This window comes from Streptococcus sp. 27098_8_12, from assembly GCF_041432115.1.
Lineage (GTDB): Bacteria > Bacillota > Bacilli > Lactobacillales > Streptococcaceae > Streptococcus > Streptococcus parasanguinis_V.
In genome coordinates, this window is record NZ_JAPVZA010000014.1 from 17,346 (window position 1) to 29,267 (window position 11,922).

13 protein-coding genes and 1 other annotated feature are annotated in these 11,922 nt (G+C 35.1%); of the genes, 3 read left to right on the forward strand and 10 right to left on the reverse strand.

Annotated features, from left to right (window positions below):
* Positions 1-311: 311 nt before the first annotated feature.
* On the reverse strand, positions 312-1,886 hold the full coding sequence (locus O3629_RS06860) for an ATP-binding cassette domain-containing protein (RefSeq protein WP_371608941.1): 1,575 nt from the start codon (positions 1,884-1,886) through the stop codon (positions 312-314).
* A gap of 603 nt (positions 1,887-2,489) precedes the next feature.
* Here O3629_RS06860 and O3629_RS06865 point away from each other — a divergent pair.
* Complete coding sequence (locus O3629_RS06865) at positions 2,490-2,957, forward strand: 8-oxo-dGTP diphosphatase (protein WP_371608942.1); 468 nt, start codon at positions 2,490-2,492, stop codon at positions 2,955-2,957.
* 442 nt (positions 2,958-3,399) lie between these two features.
* Here O3629_RS06865 and O3629_RS06870 read toward each other — a convergent pair whose 3' ends face one another.
* Positions 3,400-3,819: a hypothetical protein gene (locus tag O3629_RS06870; protein ID WP_371608943.1), complete on the reverse strand. Its 420-nt coding sequence runs from the start codon at positions 3,817-3,819 to the stop codon at positions 3,400-3,402.
* A gap of 5 nt (positions 3,820-3,824) precedes the next feature.
* On the reverse strand, positions 3,825-4,085 hold the full coding sequence (locus tag O3629_RS06875) for a hypothetical protein (protein ID WP_371608944.1): 261 nt from the start codon (positions 4,083-4,085) through the stop codon (positions 3,825-3,827).
* Between the two features lie 523 nt (positions 4,086-4,608).
* Here O3629_RS06875 and O3629_RS06880 point away from each other — a divergent pair.
* Both O3629_RS06880 and O3629_RS06885 read left to right on the forward strand, forming a co-directional pair.
* Complete coding sequence (locus tag O3629_RS06880; RefSeq protein WP_371608945.1) at positions 4,609-5,574, forward strand: hypothetical protein; 966 nt, start codon at positions 4,609-4,611, stop codon at positions 5,572-5,574.
* A 140-nt stretch (positions 5,575-5,714) separates the two neighbouring features.
* Positions 5,715-6,014, forward strand: a complete 300-nt coding sequence (locus O3629_RS06885; RefSeq protein ID WP_070449964.1) for a tryptophanyl-tRNA synthetase — start codon at positions 5,715-5,717, stop codon at positions 6,012-6,014.
* 204 nt (positions 6,015-6,218) lie between these two features.
* Here the strand turns inward: O3629_RS06885 and rplL are convergent, their stop codons facing one another.
* The 7 genes from rplL to O3629_RS06920 form a co-directional block, all read right to left on the reverse strand.
* On the reverse strand, positions 6,219-6,587 hold the full coding sequence (rplL, locus tag O3629_RS06890) for a 50S ribosomal protein L7/L12 (RefSeq protein ID WP_003001622.1): 369 nt from the start codon (positions 6,585-6,587) through the stop codon (positions 6,219-6,221).
* Between the two features lie 76 nt (positions 6,588-6,663).
* Positions 6,664-7,164 carry a 50S ribosomal protein L10 gene (gene rplJ / locus O3629_RS06895; RefSeq protein WP_003001722.1) on the reverse strand — a complete coding sequence of 167 codons (501 nt, stop codon included), beginning with the start codon at positions 7,162-7,164 and terminating at the stop codon, positions 6,664-6,666.
* Positions 7,165-7,202: 38 nt separating this feature from the next.
* Positions 7,203-7,337 (reverse strand) — a sequence feature (ribosomal protein L10 leader region).
* 61 nt (positions 7,338-7,398) lie between these two features.
* Positions 7,399-8,196 carry a formate/nitrite transporter family protein gene (locus O3629_RS06900; RefSeq protein WP_371608946.1) on the reverse strand — a complete coding sequence of 266 codons (798 nt, stop codon included), beginning with the start codon at positions 8,194-8,196 and terminating at the stop codon, positions 7,399-7,401.
* A gap of 167 nt (positions 8,197-8,363) precedes the next feature.
* On the reverse strand, positions 8,364-9,068 hold the full coding sequence (locus O3629_RS06905) for a glucosaminidase domain-containing protein (RefSeq protein WP_021153281.1): 705 nt from the start codon (positions 9,066-9,068) through the stop codon (positions 8,364-8,366).
* A 149-nt stretch (positions 9,069-9,217) separates the two neighbouring features.
* Positions 9,218-9,820: a ribosome biogenesis GTP-binding protein YihA/YsxC gene (yihA, locus tag O3629_RS06910; protein WP_003016353.1), complete on the reverse strand. Its 603-nt coding sequence runs from the start codon at positions 9,818-9,820 to the stop codon at positions 9,218-9,220.
* 18 nt (positions 9,821-9,838) lie between these two features.
* The gene (gene clpX / locus O3629_RS06915) at positions 9,839-11,071 is read right to left on the reverse strand and encodes an ATP-dependent Clp protease ATP-binding subunit ClpX (protein WP_003001797.1); all 1,233 of its coding nucleotides are present in this window, start codon (positions 11,069-11,071) and stop codon (positions 9,839-9,841) included.
* A gap of 208 nt (positions 11,072-11,279) precedes the next feature.
* Positions 11,280-11,789 carry a dihydrofolate reductase gene (locus O3629_RS06920; protein WP_371608947.1) on the reverse strand — a complete coding sequence of 170 codons (510 nt, stop codon included), beginning with the start codon at positions 11,787-11,789 and terminating at the stop codon, positions 11,280-11,282.
* Between the last annotated feature and the right edge of the window lie 133 nt (positions 11,790-11,922).

Genomic DNA, 11,922 nt, shown 5'->3' on the forward strand with positions numbered 1-11,922 from the left:
TTTATATTGCTATTATAAAATTTTAGGTATACAAAGACCTATAGATACTTTATTGGTAAGATTAATTTTATAACATTACTACAGTTAAAAAAATCCTACATTATAGTTTCAATTGAAAAAAAAACTCATTATTGATACCGGAATGTTCTCAGAGATTTTTCAACTACTTTTGTACAATGTAAGTCAAATACAAAATTACCTACTTAATAATATTTTTTTACTACTACAGTTAACAAACATATTAAGATTAGTAGTGAGGAAGTTTCCGACTGGAGAGAGTACTCACTACTTTATCTTATCATGAAAATAATTCAATTTTTTCTTAGTTCAATGACTTGATCGTATCGACTTTCATTATCAATATGGTGAGCGATTTCTAACACCATCATCGGTAGTGAGAAAATCAAGTCTCGAACCATCTGGCTATTTTCTACGTCAAGAGCTGCAGTTACCTCATCTGCTAATAAAATATCCTTTTTACGAAGTAGGAAGCGGGCTAGTTCAATTCGGACTCGTTGTCCGCCTGAAATATTTTCTCCGTTATTAGTGATTACAAAATCAAGTCCATCAGTTAGTTCATGGTCGAGTTTGACCTGTCTCAAAACAGTCTCCAATTCTTGATCTGAAAACTCTTGTCCCAAACTAAGATTGTAGCGAACAGTATCATTAAAGAGGAAGGGATGCTGGCTGATGATACCTACCTGACGAATAAAATGACTTGTTTTAACTCCATCCCTTGTACGACAAGTAATCGTTCCGGCATCCGGCTTTTCTTCCCCTGTGATCATTCGGAAGAGGGTTGATTTCCCACAGCCACTTGGCCCTTTGATGAGGACTTTTTCGCCTTGTCGAATGGCTAGATTAAGATCGCGAAGAATCTCTCTACCGTTATAAGATTTACTTAAATGAGAAATTTCTAGCTCTTCTACTTGGGAGATCGAATGATTGTCCGATTCACTACCATCTGCTCGATTTAAAATTCCGAAAATCTTTTCTGCCGTTGTTTTGGCTCCTTGTACTTCAACCACATCATACATGATATTTTGGATAGGCCCTACCAGTTGACCAGCAGCAATATACATAGCAACCAGGCTAGCCACTGAAACATGATGACCCTGCATAGCAAGGAAGAACCCTAATACCAAGGGGAGTACTTGGCTCAGAAAGACCATAAAACCATTACAAAAGAAAACAATATTATGGGTAAAAACAAACTTTTGAATAGCTCGTTGATAACGAAGGTTGATATTCCAGACGCGCTGAGAATTTTCAGGCAAGGCCTGATTCATCCGCAAGGTTTGAGCCCCTCGAATACTATCAGAGATTTGGTTATGAACGGCTGTTCTTCCCTGAGACATTTCATCCCCTGAATTCTTTAGCTTATTATTCATCAAGAATTGTGGAATGGGACGTAAGATTGTGAAGAAAACAAAGATAGAACCCAATAAAACATTTTGGGCAATGATATAGATCGCCGTAATCAGTGCTCCAAATCCCCAACATGAAATAGACATATAGCGTTCAAAAAAGTTATCTCCTAGAAATTCCATATCCTGTGTCAGCATGGTAATCTTTTCATCTTCACTATATTCCCTGTCTTCCATTAACTTCTGAAAAAGGGCCGTTCGGATATTCATGTGAATTTCACGTCTAAAGACATTATTTGCATGATTACAGAATAACATAAGACTATACAAAGCGAAATAAACAGAAAAACCAAAGAGGGCAAATTTCCAAATAGAAGAATAGGTAAGGTTATTTTGATCTATCGATAATGCTTTGGCAACAACCAAAGGTTGACCTAATGCGAGACCCCCATTTGCCAGTGCTCCAATAATGGTTAGGTATTTTGTTTTTTTATCAAGATATTTAAAGATATTAATCATAAATCTCTCCTAGAAAATAGAACCCTATGGTTGAGAAATATCAGATGTAATCATTAAATCTTATTACATATTATTCTTTGTGATATATTTTACATGCTCATTATACATCTAAAAATAAGTCTAGTCAATGAATATTCAAAAGATTAGAAAAGTTTAAACTGTTAATGATATTCCGAGTTTTTCCCAGTAAGTATTCATCTTATCCATCCCAATAAAAAGTTACTGTTGGAAACATATAGGAGATTAGAAACTATGGTATACTAGTGATAATAAATAGTTATCGGTAGGAGAAATCTGGCGTGAATAATAAAAAAATAAGAGTTTTTTTGAGTAGACCTAATCCATTTACTAAAGAACAACAGTACTTTATAGAAAAATTAAAAAGTACCTTAGATAAGTACAATATCGAAAGTATAAAATTACAGTATAATAAAGTTAACTAGTCTTGTAAAAATTATTTTATCATCATATCTGAGAGTTAATCAGCTATTGCGTGAAAATTATCAATCTTTGGCTGAGATACATTTGTCACAATCATAAATAGCTTATAGTTCTTGACATATAGACTTGTATATGAAAAAATACTTGTTGGAGGCTAATAATATGACTGAAAAAATCAAAAACTGGGTTAACATTTGCGTTTTGAAAAATCAAGAAATTTTATTACTTAATAGACAGCACGATAATTTTCCTGGCTGGATTCCACCGGGTGGAAAAGTTGAATTTCCTGAAAGTTTTTTTGAAGCTGCATTACGGGAACTTAAGGAAGAAACTGGACTTACCGCATTAAATCTTGAATTAAAAGGAATTTCAGGCTTTACTAATTCAATTGGTAATGAGAGATTTGTCTTCTATGACTTTTTATGTACTCAGTTTACTGGTGAACTAAGCACATCTGATGAAGGTGAGCCAAAATGGTGGAATCTAAAAGAAATCGATAAAATACCAATGCAAGATGAAATAAGAAAAAGGCTACCCCTTTATTTAAAAAAAGGAAGCTTTGAAAGTATTAACTATTGGGATGATAATAAGAAATGCATTAGCGAAAATAAAACAATTTTATTTGACTAATATTCTCTACAGTATAATCAAATGCAAAATTCTCAATCCATTAGTAATTTTTGTATAATTCAGTACTCAATACAATCTGTCTTTAATAACATATAGTTTAATATTTTACAAAACAAGGGTATCTAATAAAATCATCTACTCTATCAACTTTTTCCTTGTATATATAGATAGCTAAAAAAGCCTTGGAATCATTCCAAGGCTTTCTCTATATTCTATTGCATCAATTTTCTTATTCCGATTTCAGTTGCGATAATTTCACGTATATTTAAAATAGATACTTAAATTATATTACTGTTTTTCAAAAGTTCCGTCTGCTACACGAAAATCACTGTTAACAGTTTCAATTGAATTAAATTGAATCTTTAAATATTTTACTTCTTTTTCTGTCATGAGTTAGCAGGCTCTGCCTGCTTAGAGTTTTTTGTGCCTAAAAATATGGCTATTAGCTATTAGAACCTGAGATTCTTGGGTAACCAAACGTCATATCGAGGTTATCTTTCTCGTAATTCTTGATCAATTCCCAGAAATCTGCAACTGATAACGCCGCAACTGATTCATGCCAATTGAATTTAAAAAACAAATCTAAGAGAAATTTAATTACTTGATGAACTTTGGCTGTCTGTTCTACAGTATCAAATGTAATCAAAATTTTCTCACACAATGGATCAATCAATTCAATTTCAATACTATCATTTACAAAATTGAATGATACTTCTTGATCTTGATCATTCAAGATTGAAATATACTGATCCTCATCAAATGTTGAATAAAACATTCTAATATTAACTTCTTCATTATGATTAATTAATTCTGAAATATATTGTTGACTTGAAAAAACTACATACTTTTTATAGGTTTTCATTTTATTTACCTCCTATTATTTTTTTTAAAAGATTTTTTCATCCTTAGCTTTACGGTGGCCTCACTCTCTCTAATATTATTATTAAATGATTTGTCTTGAGCATCTGCTACCTCCTTTATTGAGAAATAAAAAAAAGACAGTTCACCACTGCCTTTTTTTATCTTCACTATTATTATGCCATTTTTCTGTAAAAATAAAATCAACATTTCCGTTCCTAAAATAACGATGTTTTTTCTTCTATCTTTATTTTTATCAAAATATGGCATACTATTATTATAAATTTAATTGAGAAAGTAGAGCGATTACCATTAGCCATATGGTGAGAAAGTTTATTACCGGGCACGGTTAACGTACTTATTTCTCATATGCTAGTCATTGCAAAGGAAAAAACTAAGAAAAAAAGAAAGAAAATCTAAATGGTTATTCTCTACTGAATAACATGAAGTAAAGAATAACCATTTAGTAGATAAAAAGTAAAGAAAAACGTGCTTAAGGTATAATAAAAGAGGTAAAAATAAAAGTAAAAACTAAAAAAATAACTAGTTTAGTAAAGTAAAAAAATAATGTAATAAAAAAAGTAAAATAGAAAAGTTTTATAAGCTCGAACAAGCAATGACATCTTTATGATCCTTCCAAACATAGATTACGGTGAGTACTGAAAATCTATCGCAAACATTAAACTTTAAGAGTTAGCCTCGATGGGAAGTATCAAAAGCATACCCAGCTTATTAAAAAAGGGTGGGAGGCAGTTTAACAATAATATGTATTTATTTTAGAAAGGAATGTATAATGCCAAGAAAAAGAAATTCCCTCAAGCATGATTTATTTATTGCAGCTTCAAAAAATATCACAAACAATCGAACGAGGACAAGCTATAAAAGAGCAATTACTCGTTTCACAAAGTGGGCTAAAGAACACAATATTAAGAAAAAATCAGATATTACTGAAGAAGTAATTCAACTATACCAACTAGATCTAAATGATGATCCAAAACAATACTCTGTTGCTACCATTCACACTTATTTAGCACCTGTTTGTAAAGCAGTTGATATCAACATGAATAGAGTTAGAAAAGACAAGCGTTCCAGCGACAAAATTATCCGAGGTCGTGTAAAATCAAAAAACTCACAAGGTAAACATCAAGAAACAGACTCTCGCTTCTCTCGTCTGGTTAATTTTCAGCGGGCAGTTGGGATTCGTAGATCCGAATTAAAAAAATTAAAAGGAAAAGATATTCGAAAAGATAATAATGGAAATTACTATGTTTTAGTTCAGCGTGGAAAGGGAGGAAAATTTCAACCTCAACTTATTCTTCCTCAAGATGTTCCAGTCGTCCTCGATACCTTTAAAAATAAACAAGAGGATGATTATATCTTTACAGATGTGGAAATGAATAATCTAATCAATCTACATGGGATGCGAGCTCAACATGCAAGAGAGTGTTATTACTTCTACTTGAATAAACTCCAAGATAATCCAAATTTCAAGGTGAATTTAAAAAATTTTTTAATAGAACGTTGGGAGGTTGGTCACCAAAATTTAAGGGATAAATCATTAAAGAAATTTGAAAAACAAAAGAAAAACTTCATTAATGAACTAAGAGATGAACCTTATAAAATTCGTGGATCAAACTATAAAAAAGCCTTAAATTCAGCCCTGCCTACAAAATATAATCGTTTAGCCTTGATGGCTGTCTCGGTCTTCCATCTTTCCCACTGGCGTCTATCCGTTACAGTGACCAACTATATTCTTTAAAGTATTTCATTTTCGACTAAAAAATGAAGAAAAAAAACGGAAAAAAACAGTTTTTCGACGTTTTTATGGCATACTTAAATTGTATGGCTAATAGTTTTAACACATTTTACAGACATAGTATAAATTTAAAGGAGAAAAAGATGTCAATTAAAGATCAGTTACAAAGAGAATTCAAAGGTTCAAATTTTGAAATTCGTGAAAAATTAATAACAGATACCTACTTCACTAGCTTTTTAGAATACGTTAGTTCACCTGAATCAATCTCAAAATTAATTGAAGAAGGCTATGCTGATAAAAGAAATCAGTTAGATGAATACATTGATTTTGCACTTCATCATAATTTAATTACTAAGCAAAATAATATGATTCAAGCTACCGATCTTGGTTTAGCTTGGGTCTGGTGGGCATATGCACCAGTTGAAGGCAATGATTGGATTTAGGTTAAAATAGCACTATAATTTCTGCATATCATAAAACTAACAAAAGAATTATAGTGTCTATTTTGTTGTAGAAAAAAATCCCCGCCAAGATCTAACTTGGCGGGGATTTGGTGGGGAATAACTCCCCTATTTAAGATTTAAATCACCTTAAGCAATTCTTAACCTTAATATACTAGGCTTTCGCATTCAATTTGCGTTACTCTATTATTTAAGAGTAACTGAAGCTCCAGCTTCTTCCAATTTACCTTTGATTTCTTCAGCTTCAGCTGCAGCAACACCTTCTTTGATAACGCCAGGTGCACCATCAACAAGTTCTTTAGCTTCTTTAAGACCAAGACCAGTGATTTCACGTACAACTTTGATAACGCCGACTTTCTTGTCGCCTGCAGATGTCAATTCGATATCGAATGAATCTTTAGCAGCACCTGCGTCAGCAGCACCAGCTGCAGCAACAGCTACAGGAGCAGCTGCAGTTACACCAAATTCTTCTTCGATAGCTTTTACAAGGTCGTTCAATTCAAGGATTGAAGCTTCTTTAATTTCAGCAATAATGTTTTCAATGTTCAATGCCATTGTTATTTCCTCCAAATAAGTTTTAATTTTAAATTTTTATTTTTTTTGTAGCTAGGCTACGCTGCGTAGCTTAAGATTAAGCTGCGTCTTCTTTGTTGTCTGCAACCGCTTTGACTGCAAGAGCAACGTTGCGCACTGGCGCTTGAAGTACAGAAAGGAGCATAGAAAGAAGTCCTTCGCGGTTTGGAAGAGTTGCAAGTGCAAGAATCTCTTCTTTAGATGCGACAGCGCCTTCGATTGCACCACCTTTGATTTCAAGTGCTTCAGCGTCTTTTGCAAAATCGTTCAAGATTTTCGCAGGTGCGATAACATCTTCGTTAGAAAATGCTACTGCAGAAGGTCCAACGAAAACAGATGCAAGATCTTCAAGACCAGCTTTTTCAGCTGCACGACGCAAGATTGAGTTTTTGATAACTTTAAACTCAACTTCGCTTCCGCGAAGGTTGCGACGGAGAACTGTATCTTGCTCAACTGTCAAACCGCGAGAATCTACAACGACGATTGATGCAGCAGCTTTCATTTTTTCAGCTACTACGTCAACAAGTTCCGCTTTTTTAGCAATAATTGCTTCACTCATTAGTGTGTTCACCTCCGTAATTATTTTGCTTGGGGAATTTTTCCAAAAGAAAAACGCGCCCAAACCTAGACACGAAAGTACAATACGCTTCTTTTAATTGATACGTTTTGTCCTCGGTAGGATCTTTATGAGTCGAGCTCCCCTACTGTCTTAGGCAGTTTTTTCAAACCGTAGATTAGTTTATCATATATAAAAAAAGAATGCAAGTACTTTTGCAAACTTTTTTTATATTTTTTAATCGTTGTAGAGACTATTGATATTATTCAACCAAGCATAGGCTAGTCCCATTAGAACTCCTCCTCCTACCCAGTTGGCAAAGAAGGTGACGCTATAATGACGTAAAATATTTAAAAACTCAAAATGTGGCAATTGGCTAGATACTGAATTAAAGCTTAATAATGAGAAGGAAGCAAAGTTTGCAGCCAAGTGTTCATTAGTCATAAAGACAAACATATAAATAGCAGAGAGGGCTAAGAGCACCTTTGCTGTTTCATCTTTGAAATATAGATAAGAAAGAATAGCAATATTTACAAAGATATTGGCAATAATCCCTTCAAAGAAAACCACTTGATTACTTCGTTGGAGTTTATTTTCTGCCACCGTAGCTAGGAATCCTTTTGGATCGATATGTGCGAAGGCAGTTGTTTGATTGAAAAGAAAAGCGACGATTAAAGCACCAATTAAATTAAAGAAGGTGCAATATAGAAGAATCTCCAAAGCTTTCTTCCAGTTAATTTTCTTTAAATAGGTACCCGCCGTCAAATACATCATATTTGAGGTGGTTAATTCCGCATTTAAGAATAAGAGGTATACCAAACCCCAGGCAAAGATGAATGGAAATAGAAAACGACCAGATCCAGGTACAAAGGTATTTAATAAGTCAGCTGCAACTGCTCCGACCGCCGTACTTAAAGTAAGAAATCCTCCAGCAAAAATAGAACGGACTGCATAGCGAGTTTTAGATTTCTGATAGAGATCTTCCTTCTTATTACACGCCGCTCCAACTTTTTGAATAAAATTAGATTCAGACATACTATTCTCCTTATATAATGTTTGTGAATAAAATCATTATAACATAGAGAGAAAAGAATGAAAAGGTTTTCAGAGAGAATTATTATTTTTTCATCACATACGTTTTATATCGAATATCACTGTGTGCTAAAAAACAACAAAAAAACAGGCATCTGCCTGTTTTAGTTTTAATAATTCAAACGGTTCGCCCAAGCGATATCCAAATTCAAGATTTCTTGTGAAGTGAACTGTTGACGGTATGGATTGTATACCGAACCTGTGATTCCACCCTGAACATTTGGTGAATCGTATTGAGTCAAATTATAGGTTTCAATGATATTATTAAGTTTAGCATAGTAGCTTGTGTCTGTCGCATAAACCCCTGTCAACGCTGCTGTTGCATCTTGGTAACTAGAGGTGTTGCTCTTCCATGCACCTGCAAAATGTCCTTGTTTCAAAACAGCTACATAGTCTTGCAATGATTCATAGTAAGATGGGTAAGAACGAAATGCGTCATTAATCGTATAGGCATTTCCAGCACCGTCATCTTCCCAAGTTTGCATCACTGCAGATTGACCAGCATAACTTCCTTTAATCCCGAAAAGGTTGTAATGCGGATAAGAAGACAAGCCAGACTGACCTGAACCACTTTCAAGGATGGCTTGTGCGATCATAACGGAAGCATAAAGGTCATTCTCTTGACCGAGCTGACGAGCTGATTCACCAATTTGTGAGATGAAGGCTTCAGTAGGGTCTGAATAAGCTTGGTAAGTTCCATCATTAGCGCCAACTGATGTGACATGCTCGCTCATAGCAGCAGCAAATGTCCCCACTGCTAATACAGAAACGAACAAACCAAATAATTTCGTTTTATTCCGTATTTTCTTTTTCATAATACAATTTATCTCCAATTAATTTTTTATCATCTTTTATCTTTATAGAGATTATACCATATAAATAGAAGAAAACAAAGGCACTTATATTACACTTGTATTACAATTGCGAGATAAATCCAAAACAAAAATGACATTTTCATATCATTTCAATTTATTTCGTAAAACGCATTTTCTAAAATAGCATCCCATGACTTCTCTAGTCCTTCCCTGGTTACAGAAGAAAAGACAATAAAGGTGTCAGCAGGATCGAAATCTAGTTTTTTCTTGATGATTGATTCATGTTTGTTCCATTTTCCACGTGGAATCTTATCTGCCTTGGTAGCAACTAAGATCACAGGAATTTCATAATATTTCAAGAACTCATACATCTGAACATCATCTGCTGAAGGTTCGTGACGAAAATCGACTAGGCTAACGACTGCTTTTAAGTTCTCCCGGCTAGTGAGGTATTCTTCGATCATCCGCCCCCACTTCTCGCGCTCTTTTTTAGAGACACGGGCATAGCCATAACCCGGTACGTCTACCAACCGGAGTTTATCATCGATATTGAAGAAATTGAGCAATTGGGTTTTTCCTGGTTTCCCAGATGTTCTGGCCAGGTTCTTTCGATTTAAGAGAGTATTAATAAAAGAAGACTTGCCGACATTGGATCGACCGGCAAGTGCAACTTCTGGAATCTCATCTTGAGGATAATGGCTCTTATTTGCAGCGCTTAAGAGGATATCCGCATTATGTGTGTTAATTTCCATATTTTATATTTTATCTTTCTAGGCTGTTTCGAGAATGGGTTTTTCAGTTCCATCTACAGCTTCTTTTGTAATTCGAACAAGTTTGACATCTTCTTGACTTGGAATTTCAAACATGACATCCATCATGGTTTCTTCGATAATAGAGCGAAGTCCACGAGCTCCTGTTTTTCTTTCGATGGCTTTATTGGCAATCTCTTGAAGGGCTTCATCATCAAATTCCAATTCAACGTTATCATAAGAAAGCAAGGTTTGGTATTGTTTTACCAAGGCATTGCGTGGCTCTTTCAAGATACGGACAAGATCGTCAACTGTCAATTGCTCAAGAGCAGCAAAGACTGGAAGACGTCCGATCAATTCTGGGATAATCCCGAATTTTTGAATATCTTCTGCAACGATTTCTTGCATGTAAGAGCTTGATTCATCAATAGCTTTATTGTTCTTACCGAAACCGATGACTTTTTCACCGAGACGTTGCTTAACAATTTCTTCGATCCCGTCAAAAGCTCCACCTACGATGAAGAGAATATTCTTGGTATCCACTTGAATCATCTCTTGTTGTGGGTGTTTGCGTCCACCTTGAGGTGGGACACTAGCGACAGTTCCTTCGATGATCTTCAAGAGAGCTTGTTGCACTCCTTCACCAGAAACGTCACGCGTGATAGAGACATTTTCACTTTTCTTAGCGATCTTATCGATTTCATCGACATAGATAATGCCTCGTTCAGCACGTTCGATATTGAAATCAGCTGCCTGAAGGAGTTTCAAGAGAATATTTTCAACGTCTTCTCCTACATAACCAGCTTCTGTCAAGGCAGTTGCATCTGCAATGGCAAATGGGACATTCAAGCTACGTGCTAAGGTTTGGGCCAAGAAAGTCTTACCTGAACCAGTAGGACCAATCATGAGGATGTTTGATTTTTGCAATTCAACATCTGTCTCATCTTCGCGCGTATCGTGGAAGTTGATGCGTTTGTAGTGGTTGTATACCGCTACAGCAAGGGCACGTTTGGCACGATCTTGACCGATCACATAGTGGTTCAAGATATTGAGCAATTCGATTGGTTTTGGAACTTCGCTAAGGTCTGCAAGGACTTCTTCTGCTAGCTCCTCACGGATAATTTCTTGTGCTAACTCTACACATTCATTACAGATAAACGCATTGTTCCCTGCAATGATTTTTTGGACTTCATCTTGACTCTTTCCGCAAAATGAACAATAAACCATCATATCATTATTTTGATTCGTTGGCATGTATTTCCTCTTTCTGTCATTTTCTGTTTCTATTTAGTTTAAAATAAGGTCATGTAAAAGGCGTGAATGGAATTCACAAGATTGGTAAAAGCATTTAGTAAGAATAAAATAGCGAGGCCAAACCGTTTTTTACGAAAGGTTTGTAAGGCGCAAATCAAACAGATGACACATAGGACAGCTGTAAAAAAACCAAAGACACTTCGCTCCATTAGTCTAAATCCTTTCTCTTATAATAGTTGACCGTAAAATCATATGGGTTCTTCTCATCTTTCAGATGATGGACTTGACGGACTCTTTCATAGCGGTTCTCTTCAAATCTCGGTGCCAATGTATCGCCATCAATATCCGCATGAATCATGGTCTGGATCAACTCTTCTAACTGGTCAGAAAAGAGCCTTAAAATCTGACTGCCTCCAATAATGTAAAGATTCTTCTCTTGGTTCTGGTACCACTCCAAGACTTCTTCCTTGCTGTGCATGACGAGTACAGCATCATTTTCAGGATCATAGCCTTGATCTTGCGTTAAGATAATGCTGGTCCGACCTGGTAGAACCCGTTTTTTCATACCATCAAAGGTCACTCTTCCCATGAGAATCGCTTGTCCCATGGTTGTTTCTTTGAAATGCTGAAGCTCAGCTGGCAGATGCCAAGGCATGACTTGGTCCTTTCCAATAATGCCATTTTCAGTTTGAGCCCAGATACCAATTATCTTTTTCATTCTCTCATCCTTTACACTGATACTTCTATTTTATCAAATTTTCTTATAAAAGACTGATTTCAACTATCTAGTTTGGAGGATATTTTTTCAAAAACAAACAGAAAAAACCGCGAGATTTTCGCGGTTTTTCTTA

Coding starts and splice junctions, on each gene's coding strand:
- O3629_RS06860 (WP_371608941.1), bottom strand. CDS start 1,886: ATGATTAATATCTTTAAATATCTTGATAAAAAAACAAAATACCTAACC.
- O3629_RS06865 (WP_371608942.1), top strand. CDS start 2,490: ATGACTGAAAAAATCAAAAACTGGGTTAACATTTGCGTTTTGAAAAAT.
- O3629_RS06870 (WP_371608943.1), bottom strand. CDS start 3,819: ATGAAAACCTATAAAAAGTATGTAGTTTTTTCAAGTCAACAATATATT.
- O3629_RS06875 (WP_371608944.1), bottom strand. CDS start 4,085: ATGCCATATTTTGATAAAAATAAAGATAGAAGAAAAAACATCGTTATT.
- O3629_RS06880 (WP_371608945.1), top strand. CDS start 4,609: ATGCCAAGAAAAAGAAATTCCCTCAAGCATGATTTATTTATTGCAGCT.
- O3629_RS06885 (WP_070449964.1), top strand. CDS start 5,715: ATGTCAATTAAAGATCAGTTACAAAGAGAATTCAAAGGTTCAAATTTT.
- rplL (WP_003001622.1), bottom strand. CDS start 6,587: ATGGCATTGAACATTGAAAACATTATTGCTGAAATTAAAGAAGCTTCA.
- rplJ (WP_003001722.1), bottom strand. CDS start 7,164: ATGAGTGAAGCAATTATTGCTAAAAAAGCGGAACTTGTTGACGTAGTA.
- O3629_RS06900 (WP_371608946.1), bottom strand. CDS start 8,196: ATGTCTGAATCTAATTTTATTCAAAAAGTTGGAGCGGCGTGTAATAAG.
- O3629_RS06905 (WP_021153281.1), bottom strand. CDS start 9,068: ATGAAAAAGAAAATACGGAATAAAACGAAATTATTTGGTTTGTTCGTT.
- yihA (WP_003016353.1), bottom strand. CDS start 9,820: ATGGAAATTAACACACATAATGCGGATATCCTCTTAAGCGCTGCAAAT.
- clpX (WP_003001797.1), bottom strand. CDS start 11,071: ATGCCAACGAATCAAAATAATGATATGATGGTTTATTGTTCATTTTGC.
- O3629_RS06920 (WP_371608947.1), bottom strand. CDS start 11,789: ATGAAAAAGATAATTGGTATCTGGGCTCAAACTGAAAATGGCATTATT.